Origin of the sequence: Pelodictyon luteolum (genome assembly GCF_001622165.1) — a bacterium.
Classification (GTDB): Bacteria; Bacteroidota; Chlorobiia; order Chlorobiales; family Chlorobiaceae; genus Chlorobium; species Chlorobium luteolum_B.
This window is the reverse complement of record NZ_LVWG01000021.1, coordinates 125,888-143,365: the sequence shown is the minus strand read 5'-3', so window position 1 is coordinate 143,365 and position 17,478 is coordinate 125,888. Positions and strand designations below refer to the sequence as shown.

16 protein-coding genes are annotated in these 17,478 nt (G+C 57.4%); 5 read left to right on the top strand and 11 right to left on the bottom strand.

Annotation, left to right across the window (positions count from 1 at the left end):
- The first annotated feature begins 202 nt into the window (after window positions 1-202).
- Window positions 203-871, top strand: coding sequence for a DUF1847 domain-containing protein (locus A3K90_RS03920; protein WP_303681263.1), 669 nt, complete (start codon window positions 203-205; stop codon window positions 869-871).
- Between the two features lie 3 nt (window positions 872-874).
- On the opposite strand, the gene A3K90_RS03915 is transcribed toward A3K90_RS03920, so the two are convergent.
- Window positions 875-1,294: a septal ring lytic transglycosylase RlpA family protein gene (locus A3K90_RS03915; RefSeq protein ID WP_303681262.1), complete on the bottom strand. Its 420-nt coding sequence runs from the start codon at window positions 1,292-1,294 to the stop codon at window positions 875-877.
- A 90-nt stretch (window positions 1,295-1,384) separates the two neighbouring features.
- Complete coding sequence (locus A3K90_RS03910; protein ID WP_303681261.1) at window positions 1,385-1,891, bottom strand: septal ring lytic transglycosylase RlpA family protein; 507 nt, start codon at window positions 1,889-1,891, stop codon at window positions 1,385-1,387.
- Between the two features lie 661 nt (window positions 1,892-2,552).
- On the opposite strand from A3K90_RS03910, the gene A3K90_RS03905 reads away from it, so the two are divergent.
- The 3 genes from A3K90_RS03905 to A3K90_RS03895 all read left to right on the top strand — a co-directional run bounded on the left by A3K90_RS03905 (window position 2,553) and on the right by A3K90_RS03895 (window position 5,655).
- Window positions 2,553-4,412: a potassium transporter Kup gene (locus tag A3K90_RS03905; RefSeq protein ID WP_303681267.1), complete on the top strand. Its 1,860-nt coding sequence runs from the start codon at window positions 2,553-2,555 to the stop codon at window positions 4,410-4,412.
- Between the two features lie 99 nt (window positions 4,413-4,511).
- On the top strand, window positions 4,512-5,186 hold the full coding sequence (locus A3K90_RS03900) for a PAS domain-containing protein (protein WP_303681260.1): 675 nt from the start codon (window positions 4,512-4,514) through the stop codon (window positions 5,184-5,186).
- A 175-nt stretch (window positions 5,187-5,361) separates the two neighbouring features.
- Window positions 5,362-5,655: a hypothetical protein gene (locus tag A3K90_RS03895; RefSeq protein ID WP_303681259.1), complete on the top strand. Its 294-nt coding sequence runs from the start codon at window positions 5,362-5,364 to the stop codon at window positions 5,653-5,655.
- Between the two features lie 7 nt (window positions 5,656-5,662).
- Here A3K90_RS03895 and A3K90_RS03890 read toward each other — a convergent pair whose 3' ends face one another.
- Together A3K90_RS03890 and A3K90_RS03885 are read right to left on the bottom strand one after the other, a co-directional pair.
- A complete protein-coding gene (locus A3K90_RS03890) occupies window positions 5,663-5,896 on the bottom strand; it encodes a hypothetical protein (protein WP_303681258.1) in 234 nt (77 codons plus the stop codon).
- A 17-nt stretch (window positions 5,897-5,913) separates the two neighbouring features.
- Window positions 5,914-7,257 (bottom strand): pentapeptide repeat-containing protein, encoded by a 1,344-nt coding sequence (locus A3K90_RS03885; RefSeq protein WP_303681257.1) that lies wholly within the window; start codon window positions 7,255-7,257, stop codon window positions 5,914-5,916.
- 129 nt (window positions 7,258-7,386) lie between these two features.
- Between A3K90_RS03885 and A3K90_RS03880 the strand changes: the two genes are divergently transcribed.
- Window positions 7,387-8,082 (top strand): SDR family oxidoreductase, encoded by a 696-nt coding sequence (locus tag A3K90_RS03880; protein ID WP_303681256.1) that lies wholly within the window; start codon window positions 7,387-7,389, stop codon window positions 8,080-8,082.
- Between the two features lie 117 nt (window positions 8,083-8,199).
- Here A3K90_RS03880 and A3K90_RS03875 read toward each other — a convergent pair whose 3' ends face one another.
- The 7 genes from A3K90_RS03875 to A3K90_RS03845 form a co-directional block, all read right to left on the bottom strand.
- Window positions 8,200-8,457: a bacteriochlorophyll c-binding family protein gene (locus tag A3K90_RS03875; protein WP_303681255.1), complete on the bottom strand. Its 258-nt coding sequence runs from the start codon at window positions 8,455-8,457 to the stop codon at window positions 8,200-8,202.
- Between the two features lie 127 nt (window positions 8,458-8,584).
- Window positions 8,585-8,947, bottom strand: coding sequence for a response regulator (locus A3K90_RS03870; RefSeq protein WP_303681254.1), 363 nt, complete (start codon window positions 8,945-8,947; stop codon window positions 8,585-8,587).
- Window positions 8,944-12,750: a PAS domain S-box protein gene (locus tag A3K90_RS03865; protein ID WP_303681252.1), complete on the bottom strand. Its 3,807-nt coding sequence runs from the start codon at window positions 12,748-12,750 to the stop codon at window positions 8,944-8,946. Before A3K90_RS03865 ends, A3K90_RS03870 begins: the two co-directional genes overlap by 4 nt.
- Before the next feature lie 68 nt (window positions 12,751-12,818).
- A complete protein-coding gene (locus A3K90_RS03860; RefSeq protein ID WP_303681251.1) occupies window positions 12,819-14,240 on the bottom strand; it encodes a sodium:solute symporter in 1,422 nt (473 codons plus the stop codon).
- Between the two features lie 31 nt (window positions 14,241-14,271).
- Window positions 14,272-15,438, bottom strand: coding sequence for a DUF1343 domain-containing protein (locus tag A3K90_RS03855; RefSeq protein WP_303681250.1), 1,167 nt, complete (start codon window positions 15,436-15,438; stop codon window positions 14,272-14,274).
- A complete protein-coding gene (locus tag A3K90_RS03850; protein WP_303681249.1) occupies window positions 15,435-16,409 on the bottom strand; it encodes a nucleotidyltransferase family protein in 975 nt (324 codons plus the stop codon). The genes A3K90_RS03855 and A3K90_RS03850 overlap by 4 nt, the downstream gene beginning before the upstream one ends.
- Window positions 16,406-17,413, bottom strand: a complete 1,008-nt coding sequence (locus A3K90_RS03845; RefSeq protein ID WP_292002488.1) for an aminoglycoside phosphotransferase family protein — start codon at window positions 17,411-17,413, stop codon at window positions 16,406-16,408. Before A3K90_RS03845 ends, A3K90_RS03850 begins: the two co-directional genes overlap by 4 nt.
- Between the last annotated feature and the right edge of the window lie 65 nt (window positions 17,414-17,478).

Here is a 17,478-nt window from a genome sequence, read left to right as displayed (position 1 = left end):
TTTTTTTGATTCTGCTCGACGTGAATGAAAGTCCTTCGTTATCGATTTTGCGTGTCATTGTTACATTGAGGGATGAATGGTTTGCTCTCTCTGGCGCCTGCGGCAGGCATCTAATGGCCGGCGGGGTTCAGGTGTTTGACGATGGGGAGGGATTTTTCATGCAATAAGGTACATTAAATTCATTGTAATCGGAAAAAACGTTATGTCTTCATCTGAGAGCGACGCCCGGCATGAACCGGGGTGTCTGGAGTGTGGAACCATCAACTGTTACCGGCGTGAGGGTGAGTTCCCTCCTTTCTGTCCGGGCGAGGCGCTCGATGAGGCGACCCTGAGGCGTGCTGTTGCGGAGTATGGGGGAGAGGGTTCCGATGCCCGTTTGGCCCGCGCTGCAGCTGAAGTCGAGGGACTGTTCTACGGGAAGCTGACCCGTGTGGAGGAGATTGTGGAGTTTGCTCGGCGCATCGGGGCCCGTAAGGTCGGCATAGCCACCTGCGTAGGGCTCATCGGGGAGACGCGACTGTTCGGCAGAATCCTGAAGGCGAACGGTTTTGAGTACAGGGCGGCGCTCTGCAAGGCGGGGTCGGTGGACAAGGCTGACATTGGGATTGAAGAGGAACTGAAAATCAGGCCCGGCAGTTTTGAGGGGGCCTGCAATCCACTCCTTCAGGCCCGGATGCTGAATGAGTGGAAGTCGGATCTTAATGTGGTGGTAGGTCTCTGCGTGGGACACGATGCTCTGTTCTGCAGGCATTCCGAGGCGCCGGCCACGACCCTAATCGTAAAAGACCGGGTGCTCGGCCACAATCCCGCTGCTGCACTCTATACCAGCGGATCCTATTACAAAAGGGTTATGGATGAGCGGCCGAAATGAGTCTCAGTCGAGGGCTTCGATTCGCACCTTGGTCGTTCCGCTTCTGATGAGTCCGATCTCTCTTGCAGCTGCAGGCGAAACGTCGATGATCCGTCCTTTGCGGAACGGGCCCCGGTCGTTGATGCGAACGACCACCTGTTTGCCGTTGCGGAGGTTGGTGACCCTCACGTTGGTGCCGAAGGGGAGTGTGCGGTGCGCAGCTGTGAGGTCCTCACCGTCATGTTTTTCTCCGCTTGCGGTTCTCCTTCCGTGGAATCGCAGGGCATAATAGGATGCGCTTCCTTCATCAATTAAGGAGACGGCGGGCGGCAACCCTGAAATCGGGATGTCGGCAACAGGTTCCGGCTCAGCCTGGGCAACGGGGCTTGCCGTGACGAGGAGTGCTACGGCCGCGAGTCTCTTGAGCAGTTCCTTTGGTGCCATGAGGGTTGGCTGGATTGAGGTGCGCCTTCACTTTTTTTAATATAGGCAATTACATCCTCACCTTCCCCATTGTCATTATGCGGGGGGTTGTCAGCCGTTGAATGCGGCTTCAGGATTGGTTTCGAATGCTTCGAGCTTCACTGCGCCTGTGCCCGGTTTTATGAGCCCGATCTCACGGGCAGCTCCGCGCGAAAGGTCGATGATTCTCCCATTGATATAGGGGCCGCGGTCGTTGATGCGGACCATGACCTCTTTGCCGTTTTCCATGTTGGTGACCCGGACCCAGGTGCCGAAGGGCAGGGTGCGGTGTGCTGCGGTCAGGGCGTCCATGTTGAATCTTTCGCCATTTGCCGTCACTCGCCCATGAAAGCGGTCGGCATAGAATGATGCTACCCCTTCAGTGACGAGGAGGAGTCCGCAGTTGCTGTCGACGGCAGTATGTTCCGCAACGGCTTCGAACTCCGGCGCTGAGCCGCTTTCGGTGCTTTCGGTGCGGAGGGATTGATTGGAAATCTGGATGGAGCTCTGGCAGGATGTTACTGTGGTAATTGCCAGCAGAATCAGAATTGTGGGGAAAAAGAGCTTTCTCGTGCCCATAGAGTGTTCATTTATTGTTCGCGTTCAGCCTGCAGCATGCGTGTCGGTATGCTATAATTATGAATAAAAATCAGGCCAATATTCATTCGTGATCGTATGATTAATATACGACGGGCCTACCCATATGTCCAAATTCAGCGCAATCCCCTGTATTTATAGGCGGTTCTGGCGATTTGATGCGGCTTTGCGGTTGCGGCGCCGACTCTTTGCCTTTTGATTTTCCGCTTTGTTTTTAAAAGCAATTTCCTTGAAATGTGCGTATTTTGATTCTTTATTGTGAATATTATTCATTGCTGTTTGCGGGCTGTCAGGGTTCCTTGTTGGTGGCGGGCATTGTTTGGTTTGGCAACTATTCCCTATATTGACACCTGCACAGATATGCATTGCATTGAATGTTACCGTATGCTGACAGCTAGCTTCGCTTCATTTGTCTCGCTCTTCTGCAGCGTCGGCCATCCTGCGTTGCGTCGTTCCCTGATGGCGGGCATCTTTAGGAGTTTACCGGTTCATCGCCGGGTGTCGATCGACGACCGCTTCCGCAGTATAGACCATTGGGTTGCGGTAGCCCCCCCCACTTCTATTTTCACGAATGAGCATAGCATCCAAGACTGACGATCCTGATAGACGTAGTTCGGTGAAGACTGATCACGCCCAGTCCGGTATGAAACGGCTTGCGGGGCTCTCGCTTGCCGCCCTTGGTGTGGTCTTCGGCGACATCGGAACGAGCCCACTGTATGCCGTCCGGGAGTGTTTTCACGGCGAATACGGCATCTCGGCTTCGCCCGGCAACGTGCTTGGGGTTCTTTCGCTCCTGTTCTGGGCGCTGGTCCTCATCGTCGGGCTAAAGTACCTGACCTTCATCATGCGGGCCGACAACGATGGTGAAGGAGGCATCCTCGCTCTTACAGCCTTGATCATCACCCACAGCCGAAACCGTGGCTATGAGCGCTGGCTGCTTGTTGCCATCGGGCTCTTCGGCGCATCGCTGCTCTACGGTGACGGGATGATCACTCCCGCCATTTCGGTGCTCAGTGCCATCGAGGGTCTCCAGATAATCGCGCCTGCCTTCCATGATATGGTCATCCCGCTTACCATGCTGGTGCTTGCGGGACTCTTTTTGTTCCAGCATAATGGAACGGCCCGTGTTGGCGCACTGTTCGGCCCGATCATTCTTGTATGGTTTATGGCAATCGCCATCCTCGGCATTATCGAGATCATCAAGTACCCGCAGGTTCTCGAGGCTATGCTTCCCTGGCACGGGATCTCTTTCCTGCTTGGCAACAACCTCAAAGGGTTCACGGTGCTCGGCGCGGTGTTTCTGTCTGTGACCGGTGCCGAGGCTCTCTACGCCGACATGGGTCATTTCGGCCGACGCCCGATCCGTCTCACATGGTTTCTTCTGGTTCTGCCGGCGCTCTTGCTCAACTATTTCGGGCAGGGTGCACTTCTTCTTTCTTCTCCCGGCGAGGCTCACCACCCGTTTTACGGTCTGGTGCCTTCCTGGGCCATGATTCCGATGGTGCTCCTTGCAACCTCGGCCACCATCATCGCTTCGCAGGCATTGATCACCGGCGTTTTTTCCCTCACCCAGCAGGCCATACAGCTCGGTTATCTACCACGTCTTACGGTGACGCACACTTCGGCGCGTCACATGGGCCAGATATACGTACCTGCGGCCAACTGGTCGCTGATGGTTGGAACCATCGGTATCGTTGCCTGGTTTGGTTCATCAAGCAAGCTGGCCGCCGCTTATGGTGTGGCTGTTACGGCAACGATGCTTATTTCCACCATACTTTTCTACTACATAGCCCGCGACCTTTGGAAATGGAACCCTGCGGCCCTCAACGTGATGATCACCTTTTTCGCCGCCGTGGACCTCTCCTTTTTCGGCGCCAGCATGAGCAAGCTGTTCCACGGCGCATGGGTGCCGCTTGTGGTAGCCTTCGTCATGTTTGCCATCATGAACACCTGGAAGCAGGGCCGGAAGCTCCTTATGCGCCAGCTCAAGGATCGCACCCTCACCGTCGACGAGTTCATGCAGAGTCTGGCTCTGCAGCAGCCGCAAAGGGTTCCGGGGCAGGTGGTTTACCTCACGGCGAACCCGGACGTGGTTCCTATTGCGCTTCTGCACAACCTCCGCCATAACAAGGTGCTGCATTCCGAGGTGGCGCTGTTCCATTTCAGCACTGAACGGGTCCCGAGGGTTCCGAACAGCCGCAAGATCGAGGTCAACCGGCTGGGAGATGGTTTCACCCGCGTGATCGCCCGCTACGGATTCCTTGAATATCCCAATATTGGTCAGGTGCTGGCTCTGGCGAACCAGCAGGGCTTGAATTTCAAGCCGGAGGGTATCAGCTTTTTCCTGAGTCGCGAAAAGATTGTTGCCGGAGAGAAGACCAAGATGTTCCCTTCACGCAAGAAACTCTTTGCACTTATGGCCCGCAATGCGCTGAGTGCGACAGCATACTACGACCTCCCGTCAGGTCAGGTTATCGAAATCGGTGTCCAGGTGCAGATATAGGCGGTTTGACTATAATCTTGCATGGTGGATAAAAGTGTTATATTTAAGGGTAGTTCAACCATTGAATGAAAACCGGCCCTTCAGGCCCAAGGTGACTTCATGACCCCCAGCAGCATATCGCATCCTCTCTCTTCGCGCAACGGCTTCAGTCAGCGCCTGAGGGAGTATATTCTGAAGAAGCACGGCTCAGTCAATGCGTTCTGCAAAGTGGCGGGCATCAAGTATCCTGCCCAGATGACCCCCTACCTGAAAGGCCGCTGTCTTCCAGGCAAGAAAATGCTGGCCCGTCTGGAGCGCGATGGTGCGGACATTGAGTGGCTGCTCAGCGGTCATTCGCCTGCATCCTCTTCCGATCCGCTCGGCAACGCACTCCTGCTTTCCCGTTACCGTATGTACATCGAAGGGCTGCTTCGTCAGGTCCGGATGCATATCGGGCGTTACGGAGGGATGTACAAGCCGGTCATTGAGGCCTATGCGGTGCTCGACCATGCCGCCCGCATCGTGGAGCTGACGGGATCCATCGAGAAGTTTCTTGCCTATGAGAAAAATGCGCTCCATGATGCGCGTCTCGACAGCATCATTCATCCGGAAGACTACCCCGATGTCGAAAGCGCACTCAGGGAGGACAGTCCTGACGACGGCATTTTCACCTTCAATTCCAAGTTCCTGACCGGAGACGGGGCATACGTGGATGTGGAGTGGAGTCTCTACGTGAAAAACCGTCCGATGTCCGACATGAACGAGTATGCGATGATCCTGCGTAAAAGTTGCTGAGTTCCTCTCAGCTTCTCCTGAGGTTTCCCCCTTTCTTGTTTGTTGTTTCCGACCCTGGTCAGGCGCCCCGCAAAACAGGCGGTTTTGCCGTGTGGCGTCTTTTTATTACCTTACAGGTTTTACCAACAAAATAAGTTTCAAACTGCCGGCCGAAGATGCCGGGAAGGAGGTCGAGATGATCAGTTTCAGGGTTGGTGACACCATTGTCTACCACAAAGCAAAAAGCTCTTACAGCCCCGGTCCACGTGCTCGTCAGGTATATCCTCTGGCGCGCGGAGAAGAGTACCATTACGTGGTTGACAAGTTCTGGACGGTGACCGGCGTCAACAGCGATGGTACCATTGACGTCGTGACCCGTACCGGCAAGACCCACCGCCTGCCTGCAAGCGATCCGAACATCTCCCGGACGCGTCTTTTCCACCATCTCGTATACAGGAAGCGCTTTCCTGTGCTCTCTATCAAGAAGTAAGGGCGGCTCAGTCCTCGGCCTCACCTGCCGGTTCGTTTCCGGCCCGGAGGTGATGCGCTTCGGTTTCATACCACAGGGGCTTTTCATTGCGCAGCATGCTGACGACGACCTGAAATTCAGCAGGGTCGGTGAATGCATGGTTCTCTATCAGCTGGCAGCTTGAATCGTACAGGGCGATTCTTCCCGTATGGGTGTGTATGTCCCATCTGCTGTAGTAACTGGCGACAAGGATATTTGCCATCGTGAGCTCCGTCTCTGTTACTTGTGTATCTGGAACCGTGCGCGCTGCATGGCGGCCCAGCTTTTCGTCGCCTTTTTCCCCGACGGCAGCGTTGTCGTACTGGAAAAAACTGCATCGGTGAAATCTGCGTCCATGACATTGGCTCCTTCAATATTGGCTCCTACGAGGTTTGCACCCCGGAGGTCGGCATCAAAGAGTGATGCGCCGCTGAGGTCTGCGCCGGCGAGGTTTGCGCCGCTGAGGGTCGCTCCGTAGAGCATGGTCCCCCGGAGGTTTGCTCCACTGAGGTCCGCATCCTTCAAAAAAGCCCGATCAAGGTTCGCACCCTCAAGGCATGCCCCGCCGAGATTTGCTGATTTCAGGTCGGCTTTTTTCATGTCCGCGTTCCTGAGGTTCGCACCCCTCATGTCGGCATTATCGAGGGTGGATCCGCTGAAACGGCTGTCTCCGAGATCGGCCTGACGGAAGTCAGCACCCTCCAGCGAGCTGCTTTCGAGTTTTTCCTTTTTCAGCTCGACCTTCATTGCGGGATTGTCCCTGCGCATCCGGTTCCATGCCTCCACGTCCTCAAAGAGGAGTTCCTGCTGCTTTTCGGCAGCGACGGCCGGCATGGGTACTCCTTCTCGGGCTGTTCCTGCTTTGTGTACTGCAGGGGGGAGGTATTCAACGGCAGGTTTTTCGGACCAGGATGGCGTTGTCCCCGGAGTCCCGTTGACGAAACGGGCGCGGTTTCGGCTGCACCAGCCTGTATCCGCACGGGCGCCGGAGGGCAGGATGGTGCTTGCGGACAGTATCGCTCCGTCTAGGTTCGCGTTCGGCAGGAACGTCGCGCCCGAGAGGTTCGCTCCGCTGAGGTCCGCTCCGGCAAGATTGGCTTCAAAGAGCACGGTGTTTGACAGGTTGGCGCCCGTCATGTCGGCTTTTCTCAGCGAACTCCAGCGAAGGTTGGCCCCGAGGAGGTTCGCTCCCCTGAAGCTGGAGCCGTTCATGAATGAGCTTTTCAGGTTTGCCTTCACAAGCCAGGCTCCCGTGAGGTCCGCCCCCTTCATGTCGGCTTTCCTGATGAAGGCCATGGCGAGATTCGCTTCCCGGAGATTCGCTCCGTTGAGATTTGCGCCGCTGAGGTCGGAACGGATGAGGACCGTGCGGCCGAGGTTCGCCCCGGAAAGCTCGGCATCCTCAAGATCTGCTTTGTAGAGGTCGATGGTGGAGCCGTGAGTGGCGTCGCGCATGCTGTTCCACCCCGCGACGCTTCCTTTCAGCATCTGGAGGGCATCGCGGTCAAACGCAGGTGCGCCCTTTGGCCAGAGGGTGAGGACAAGGGCGAGAGCGAGGATCCTGTGCAGGAGCTGAGGCTTCATGACGGCTTGGTCTGGGTTGATGCTGTATGAAGGAAAAGTAATGAATTCAGGGCGCCGTACGAAACTTTTGGCTGAGACTCCCATGTTAGTAACGGTAGAACATCTGTAATTATAAACCAAGGGAACACCATGGATAGCAGGGATCTTTTCAGTGGCAGGGTGCTTGTTGCGGGAGCAAGCGGCCGTACCGGGAATTGGGTTGTGAAGCGGCTTCGGCATTACAATATTCCTGTACGTGCGCTTGTCCGTTCACGGGACCGAGCATCGGGTTTTGATGCCGATGTGGAGATTGCTGTTGGTACTCTGCAGGACCGCGCTGCACTCGACAAGGCCGTTGCTGGTTGCACGGGTGTGATTTCTGCGGTAGGATCCAGTTCCCTGACGGGTGATTCCTCGCCTTCTTCGGTGGACAGGGATGGGGTCATTAGGCTGGCTGAGGCAGCTCTGGCTGCTGGCGTCAAACATTTCGGGCTGGTGAGCTCGCTTGCCGTAACCCGCTGGTACCATCCTCTCAACCTGTTCGGTGGGGTGCTGTCCATGAAGTTTGCGGCCGAGGAACACATCCGAAAGATCTTTTCCCAGAATGGCAGGAGCTACACCATCGTGCGGCCAGGCGGGCTTAAAGACGGGGAGCCGCTTCAGCACACGATGGTGGTGGGACAGGGTGACCACATGTGGTCGGGCTGGACGAACCGCTCTGACGTGGCTGAACTTCTCGTACTCTCGTTATGGCTGGAGAAGGCCCGGAACCGGACCTTCGAAGTGGTGAGTGGAGAAGAGCATGCGCAGGACAGCCTTGAATACTGTTACGACAACCTGTCCTGACTGAGGTATACGGATGGATGCATATGGGACGCAATGGCCGTTGCCTATGGCACAAAAAGAAACGGGACCCTGATCGGGTCCCGCGGTGTTTCCTGCCGTTAGGCTCTAAAGCTGGCTTCAGTCGTTGAATCTGCTTACAACGTCCTTATCCGGCCGGGCGTACCCGGAGGCTTCCGGCGATGAACCCCTCAGGCCCATACCCGCTCCGCTCCCACCGTAAAGATAGGGGTAGGCGTTGGCTCCAAGGCGCTTGGTGGTTTTTCCGATGTTTTCAAGGGCGTCTCCGACCACCCACCAGTGCCCGTCGATGAAGACCTCAAGAAGCCTTCCGTAAGCTTCTGCTCCCTGTACGAATGCGCCTGTGCTGCCGTTCATCGTTGTTGTTTCCTCTGAAATGGTTGGTATTTCCTACCCTTATGATGGGTAGGGTCGCTTTTCTGCAATATCGTAAAAATATCGGCTAACGTCAAAACCTTTTCCCCGCAGCCCCTTCTCTTTGGCCCTAGGCCATGAACTTCAGGCTGAGAAGCAGTTCCTGTGCACTGAAGGGCTTTTTCAGGGTGACATTGGCGCCGAGGGCGTCGGCCAGGACCAGATAGTTTTCAGGGCCGACCTTTCCGCCGCCGGACATGGCTACGATTTTTAGGTCGGGATGGCTCTGGCGGGCCTCCATGATGGTTTCAATCCCCTCCTTTTCCGGCATGATGAGATCGGTGACCATCAGCTCGACCTCCGGGTGCTGGGCCAGCATCTGGAGGCCCGTTTTGCCGTTGTCAGCCTCAAGCACGGTGTGGTGTTCCCGCAGAAGGGTCGTGCATATGAATTTTCTGACGGCGGCATCGTCGTCAATGACCAGTATGTTCATGCTCGTTGTGGCTTGTTTGCTGAAATGACTTCATTGATTGCTGCACCGAGTTCGCTTCGCTGAACCGGTTTCTTTAGGAATTTCGTGATGCCGTATCGGTTGAGCGGCGAGGTGAGTTCGATGTCCTTGCCGTAACCCGTAAGGAGGATGACCGGGAGTGCCGGATTGAGCTGATGGACGTTTCGAGCCAGTTCGATGCCGGTCATCTCCGGCATGGTCAGGTCGGTCAACAGCAGGTCGAACAGGTCCGGACCATTCCGGTATGCCTCGAGAGCGTTGTGGGGCGAGTTGAAGCATGCGATGCTGAAGCCGAGCTTTGGGATCATTTCCTGCATCAGCTGTACGGTCGCCATTTCGTCGTCGACGAAAAGGATGCGCCCGCTTCCGCCCGACATGGGTTCCTGCATCGGCTCCTCGTGGATCTCTTCGTTGATGACCGGCAGATAGACGTGAAAAGGGGCTCCGCTACCCGGCTGGCTTTCAACGGTGATTTCGCCGTTGTAACTCGTGATGATGCCATGGACGACCGACAGGCCGAGCCCGGTGCCCTTATTGACGGATTTCGTGGTGAAGAAGGGTTCGAAAATGCGCTCCATTGTGGCTTCGTCCATGCCGGGCCCGGTGTCGGAGATTGAGAGGTGGATGCACCGGGACTGTTCCATCCGGGGAAACATTTTCAGCCGTCCGCTCCCGGGCGGAATCTCGCTGAGCTCCAATGTGAGTGTGCCGCCCGAGCCTTCCATCGCCTGGAAGGCGTTGGTACAGAGGTTGATGATTACCTGGTGGATCTGGGATGGGTCGGCCAGGACGTTTCCGCACTTCTGGGCGATATCCTTCCGTATGGTGATGGTCGCGGGGATGGATGGCCGGAGAAGTTTGAGGGCTTCGGTGATGATGGATTGCACTTTGACCGCGGCCGGTTCGCTTTCCTGTGCCCTGCTGAATGTCAGGATTTGTGCCACCAGGTTCTTTGCCCGCTCGGCAGCCTGGACGATCTCCCTGAAATAGTCGTAGAGGGGGTTTTCTTCGGGAACCTCCAGCGCCCCCATCTCCGCATAACCGAGCACGGGAGTGAGGATGTTGTTGAAGTCGTGGGCAATGCCACCGGCCAGGGTGCCGATGGTTTCAAGGCGCTGGGTGTTGCGGAGCCTTGACTCGAGATCCCGCTTGTCTTCCTGTATCCTTACCCGTTCGGTGATGTCGAACAGGATGCCGTCGATGCCGGTGAAAGCGCCATCCTCCGCGAATGCCGGCGTGCGGCGGTCTTCGATCCAGCGCACGGCACCGCTGGAGGCGATGATTCTGTAGGTGAGGGTAGCCGATGCCGCTGACTCTCCGATGCTGCGGTTTGAGCTGAGGACGGCTTCGCGGTCGTCGGGGTGGATGATTGATGGCTCGTTGAAAAGCTCGGCCTCAAACTGTTCTTTTGAAAAGTCGCTCTGGAAGTCGTCAACCATCGAGAGGATAGCGGTTTTTCCCTCCCGGTTGATGCGGTATACCGCACCAGGGATATTGTCAATGAGGGTCTGGAACTCGCTGACCAGACGTTGCTGAATGGCGATGTTGCGCAACGCCTCCTCGGCCTTTTTCAGGTCGGTGAGGTCGATGGCGATGCCTCGTATCCCCCTGATTACGCCGTCCTCGGCGATCGGCGAGCTGTAGAGGAGCATCGGGATCCGGCTCCCGTCTTTTTTTATCGCACCGTATTCGGTGCTGTTTGCCGGCCGCTGTCCCGCCAGCATCTGGCTCATGTTCAGCAACGCCCGGTCTCGTTCTTCAGGCAGTGTGAAGCGGGCAACAGGGAAGTTGTCTGCAAACTCTTCCTTAGCGTATCCGAACACCTCTGTCGCTTTGTTGTTGCTGTATGTCACCATGCCCTGCAGGTTGATCTCAAAGAGGGGCAGGGGCAGGAACTCCGTCAACTCCCGGAAGCGCCGTTCGCGTTCCATGAGGGCCTCTTCTGCCCGTACCCGTTCGGACATGTCGCGGCTGGTGCCGAAGAGCACCGGTCGGCTGTTCCATGTGCCTGGCGTTACCCGGGTCTCGACCGGAATGAGCTCACCGCTTTTGGTTTTCAGCGGGACGAGGCAGGCCTCCCCGGTTCCCGTGAGCATCGCAGTAATGTTTGCTTCGGCCTGCTTCCACTGTTCCTCGGGATGGAAGTGGAGTACATGGCAGCCCTGCAGCTCATCGGCAGTATAGCCGAGTCGCTTGCGGACCGTCCGGTTGGTATGGATGACCAGACCATCCATGTCAACGATGAAGAGAAAGTCGTCGATAGTGTCGAATAGGACCTCGAAATTGGTTTTTGATGTAGCGATCTCTTCTTCGTGCCGGGCCTGCATGATGGCTGAACCGATATGGGCGGTAACCGTTTCCAGCGCCTTGCGCGCAAACTCGGGAACCTGGCTGATGGTGTGCGATGCCACGTTGAGGTTGCCGATCACCTCTCCCTTGTACATGATGGGGATAATGGCGATGGCCTGAAGGTTTTCGGCATCGATCTCTTTTTTTTCCGGCTTCAAAAGCCGGTTGAACTGGTGGTAGATCGGCTTTCCCTCCCGGATAATCCGGGCGTTTTGGGAATCGAAGGGGTAATTGGCGGCTTCACGGACGAACGCGTCCGAGAGTCCTTCATGGTAGGCAAGTGTGATGGTTTTTTTTTCGTTGTTGACCAGATAGACGCCGCCGCAGTCCATGCCTGAGACCGACATGGCGGCATCGAGGCAGAATGCGAGGGTTTCCTGAAACGAGGCTGATGTATTGAGTTTGATTGCCAGGTCCAGTTCGGCCTGGATGCACTGCTCGGCCCGCTGGCGCTGGAGGGCGTTGGCGATGATGCCGCCGGCAAACTTGAGGATGGCGACGGTGTCCGGCTGCCACTCCATTTCGTGGTGTACGGCGTCGAAGCCGATGTAGCCGAACGGGATTGACCCCGAGGTGAGGGGAATGACGATCAGGGACTTTATGTCCTGGGCTTCGAGGATGTCGCGTTCGGCAGCGGCCTCAATGGGCAGCTCTTCGATCCGGGGCAGCAGGATGGATTCATTCCGGTTGACGCGCTCCATCCACCAGGGGAAGATGTCGGTTGGCAGTCCCTTCAGCGCGTCAATCTGCGGTTCAGTGCCTTCGGCACACCACTCGTGGGTGTTGTCAATGAGCTGCAGGTCGTCGCTGAACTGAAAGACATAACTTCTGTCTGCGCCGACAAACTCACCGATGAGCTGGAGGATGCTCATGATCATGCCGTCAATTTCCTCAAAGCCGAGGCTGATGAACCGGTTCGACAGGGCGGTAATCAGGCGCTCGAATCCGAGGTTTCGGGTGAGGGCTTCTTCGGCGGCTTTCCGTTCGGTAACGTCGTGGTGTGATCCGACCATCCGGATTGGCTTGCCCTCCCGGTTACGTTCGAACACTTTTCCGCGCGCCACGACCCATACCCAGTGGCCGTCGCGGTGGAGCATGCGGAGTTCCACCTCATAGAGATCGCGTTTGCCCTCGAAGTACTCGCGGAGCACCAGTTCCGACTGCTCAAGGTCATTGGGGTGGCAGCGTTCGCGCCAGGCGTCGAAGGTGAAATGACCGAGCTCCGGAAGGCTGAATCCGATCATCTCCGCCCATCGCCCGTTAACCCTCAGCTCTCCCGTGGCGATGTTCCAGTCCCAGGTTCCTGTTCGGCTGGCTTCGGCCGCCATTTCAAGCGTCTGGCAGACGTTTCCCTCACAGGTCTTTGCCCGCAGCAGCGCGAGTTCCTGCCGCAGGCGCTCGTTCTCTTTGATCAGTTGTTCGTGCGCATGTTCCATGCCTGTGCGTATGGGGGTTGTCTCATCAATGTAGCAATCCACCCACTCAAAAGAAAGCGGAGTTCGGCTTACTTCCGGGTGGTGTTTTCCCCGGCGCCGGAGCTCTCACGGCGGAAGGTGTCGGCTGCGTGGACGACGAGGATGTTGATGGCGGCTGAGAGCAGGATGTACCAGGTCCAGGCGAGCCCTGCCGCGTCAAGGGCGAAGACGGTGCCCATGCCGGCAACGAGGCCTGCGGCAAGGCTTGATGGGTGGAAGCTGCATCGGCCGGTTGAGAGGATAAAGAGCCCGAGCAGGCCTCCGTAGGTGTAGGATGCGATTTTCAGCCCGACCATGATAATCGCCTTGTCCCCCTCATTGAAGGCGAGAGCGATGGCGATGAGCACACCTGCCCATCCGAGGCTTATGATGCGCGATGTCCGGAGCGAGGCCTTTCCGCCCATGAGGTCGGTGACGGTTGATGAGGCCAGAGAGTTGATGGAGGATGCAATGGTTGACATGGCTGCCGAGAGGATGCCGGCTAGAAGGAGTCCCTTGAGGCCCGAGGGGAGGCTCTGGACGATGAACGTTGCGAACTCCCGGTCCTGCTCCCGTGGGGCACCGCCCGTGAAAACGAACATGAGCGAGCCGGCCAGAAGGAAGATTGCGAACTGGAGGAGGACAAAAAAGCCGCTGCCGATGAGAGCTTTTCGGGCTGCTCCGAGACTGCTGCATGCAAGCACGCGCTGCACCATCATGTGGTCGACTCCGTGCGATGCGAGTGAGAGGAACATGCCTCCGATGAATGCGCCGCCGAACGCCATCGGGTCGAGAAGGATGTTCCGGTCGAAGTTGAACAGCTGGAGCTTTCCGTCACCGGCAAGCGTCTGGAGCGCCGCGGGGATGCCTCCGTCGATGTGAAAGCCGATGAAGACGATGGTGATGATGCCGCCGAGAAGGTAGAGGGCGAACTGGAAACTGTCGAGCCAGGCGACCGCCTTCAGCCCACCCGAAATGGTGTAGATGAGGGTGACGGCACCTATGATCAGGACCGAGAGCGGCATGCTCCAGCCGGTCACAACCTCTACAACCACCGCGGTAGCAAGAAATCGCACACCGTCGCCGAGGATACGGGTCACGAGAAATACCACGGAGGCGAGGCGCTGCATTCCGCGACCGTAGCGGGTGCCGATGCTCTCATAGATGGATGTGACACCTTCACGGAAATACATCGGCAGGAGCAGGGAGCTGACAAGGATCCTTCCTGCGATGTAGCCGAGCGGAAGCTGAAGGAACGACCAGTCGCCTCGATATGCCAGGCCCGGCACGCTGACGAAGGTAAGTACCGAGGTTTCCGTGGCGACGATGGAGAGCATTGCCACCACCCACGGGAGGCGGTGGCTACCGAGGAAGTAGTCTCCGGTGCTCCGGTTGCTCCGTCCCTGCCAGAGCCCGAAGATGGTGTTGCCGAGAAGGAAGATGACGACGATCGAGATGTCAAGGGGCTGCATTGGAGGAAACTTGTCGTGTCGGCATGAAAGGTCAGTGGCCGTAAATGTGGAACGCCTGCTTTTCGGCGGTAAAGGCTGCTTCGTCGGTCCTCCATGAGTCGATGACGGCCTCAACGGAGCAGCCTTCTTCAATGGCTGTGCGCACCGAAGCATTGCCCGCAAGGAGATCAAAGGCGGGAATGGTGTCGTTGAACTCGTATACACCACGGAGGAAGCGGACCTCACCGGGGTAAAGCCGGTGGAGCGCTGCGCTCATGGCCACGCCGGTGGCGAAGGGACGGAAGCTCCGGGGGTCGCTCACCTGCAGGGCGATCCCGCCCACCGCTTCCCCTGCAAACTTGTGGAACCCCGGCCGGAACCAGGTCGGACGGAACACGATTCCCGGAAGGTTATAGGAGCGGCATTCTTCTGCAAGCGTTTCGGGATGGACGAACGGCGCGCCGGAGAGTTCGAACGGGGTAGTCGTCCCACGGCCTTCCGACACGCTGAGGCCCTCGAAGAGGCACATGCCTGGATAGACGGCGGCGGTCTGGACGGTCGGCATGTTCGGGGACGGGGGGACCCATTGCAGACCGGTATCACCGAAGAGCATGTCGCGCCTCCATCCCTCCATAGGGACCACGCTGAGTTCCAGGTCGAGCTTCCGGTAGTCGCGGTAGATGTGGGCGAGTTCTCCCGGCGTCAGGCCGTGGCGGACCGGAACGGGGAAAACGCCGACGAATGAGCGGAAGGCAGGATCGAGCATGGGTCCCTCGACAGCTGTCCCTCCGAGGGGGTTCGGGCGGTCCAGTACCATGATCTCGATTCCCATGCCGGAGACCGCCTCCATCAGGAGCCCGAGGGTGTTGACGTAGGTGTAGTAGCGGGCGCCGACGTCCTGAATGTCGAAAATTATGAGATCGAGGTCCCGGAGGAGCTCTGTTTTCGGGACCAGTGAGTCAGCGGTGCTGCCGTAGAGACTTACTGTTTCGCATCCGGTTTCCGGCTCGAAGCCAACCGCTACCTGGTCCTGCTCGATGGCGAACAATCCGTGTTCGGGTGAGAAGATCCTCTTTACGACGATGCCGCGTTTTTTGAGAGCATTCCAGGAGTACTCACCCTTCCGGGTGAGGGACGTCTGGTTGACGAGCAGTCCAATGGATCGTCCGCTTATTGCCTCAGGCTCCGATAGGAGCCTGTCAAGTCCTGTCAGGATCATTGATTCTTTTCCATGATGGGTTTCGGGGTGGCAGGTTTGAAGCTGACGGGGGTTGTTCCGTACTGGTCGGCAACTGCATCCTCCATGAGGGTGCCTGCCTGCACCACCGTGCCCGGCAAAAGGACGGAGCGGTGGATCCGGCACCCTGTGCCGATAACGCAGCCGCTTCCGATGACGGAATGGGTGATGGTTGCGCCGGATGCGATCCGGGCGTCTGGAGCAATCCGGTTCGGCCGAATGCCTATCGCTTGTTCTACGATGGCGCCGAGGCGGTCCGCAACGGGCGGGGTGTCGAGGTTCGCCCGAAGATAGCTCTCGAGGGTGCCGATGTCCTGCCAGAGACCTCTGTGCAGGTGGTATCCGAGCGTGTTCCGGTCGACAAGACCATAGAATCCTGTCTCGACGATACCGGAAAACCCGGTCTCGAGATGGCGGAAGATTTCGGGGCTGAAGACGGCGCTTCCAGTGTAGATGAATGAGGACTCGAGGCCGGTTCCCCGTCGGCCGGCGAAGTCCCTGACGAGCTCGCCCTCTATGCCAACCATGCCGATTGATGCGGCCCCGGGAGTTTCATACAGGCAGAGCGTTCCTGCTTTCTCCGAACTGCGGTGTTTATCGATGAGCGCCCGGAAATCGATGTCGGTGATGATGTCGCTGTTGACGAGCAGAAAGTCGCCGTCCTTCAGCAGCGGTTCGCACCGCTTTAGTCCGCCGCCCGTGCCGAGTATCGTCGTTTCTTCCGAAAAGGTGATGCGCAATTCCCCGAAATCGAAAGCATCCGCGGCTTTGCGGATTTCAGCGGCATGATGGTGAATATTGCAGACGATTTCTCTGACGCCCGACTCCTTGAGCAGCGCGAAAGCATAAAAGAGAGACGGCACGTTGAGAACGGGTATAAGCGGCTTCGGGATATGTTCGGTAAACGGCCTCAGGCGAGTGCCGAAGCCGGCGGCAAGGACAAACGCTTTCATGGGGTGCCTGTTTTTTCAATAAGCGGCAGCAGGAGCGTGCCCGCATTTTTCAGCTCCCTGCGGGATGCGATATAGTCCGAAAGATAGGCAAGTGTCGGCGCGATGGATGCTTCATACTGTGTTTTTCCGAGAACCGCCGTCTGATAACAGAATGTGCCGAGCGCCTTGACATTGCGCTGGAACGCCATCAGGTCGAAAAGGTGGAGATACTCGTCGAGGCTCATCGTCACGGCATTGCGCTCCTGAAGCGTCCGGAAATGACGGGTTTTCAGTTCGTCGGCAAGGGACTGTTCGAGTACGACATAGGAGTCGCGGATGAGCGAGACGGCATCGTACTGCGGCAGCCCCATGCGTGCATCCTGAAAATCTATGATAACGGGCATTCCGTTACGGACCATGATGTTGCGGCTGTGAAAGTCGCGATGATTGAGTACGAAATGCTCCGGCTGGACGAGGATTTCAGTTATGGATTCGAACTCGCAGCGAAGCTCTCCGGCTTTGCTGCTGTCGAAATCCGCCCCGAAATAACCGAACAGGGCGTGTTCGATGAAAAAATCGAATTCAAACATCAGTTTTTCCCTGTCGAAGCTGAGCCTGAATGGCAGCCGACGGGGATCGCCGGTTATGGACTGAATTCCGGCAAGCGTATCGATCACCTCCCGGTATATCTCCGCGGCGAGGCACTCTCTCTCCATGGCGACGAGGTCCTGCAGCTGCACCGTTCCGCAGTCCTCGATCAGCAGAAGGCCCTCTCCGGCATTGACGGCAATGACTTCAGGAACCGGCAGGTCATTGCGGCGCAGGAGGTCGTACACAATCAGGAACGGGTAGTCGTCAGGGTTCGTTTCGCGAAGCAGGGGGTCGCAGCAGGCGATTGCGCTGCCTTTCGGACCCGAGACCCGGTAATAGCGCCGGGTGGAGGCATCGCCCTGTATCGGGGTGATATGAAGCTGATTTCGATCTTCCGGGCTGTAAAAGCCCCGTATATGGTGCTCGGTATTCATTCTGGAGCGTATAAGAATGTCTTGTGCCGGCAAGGGTCGGCAAAAACCGGATACCTGAACAGGCG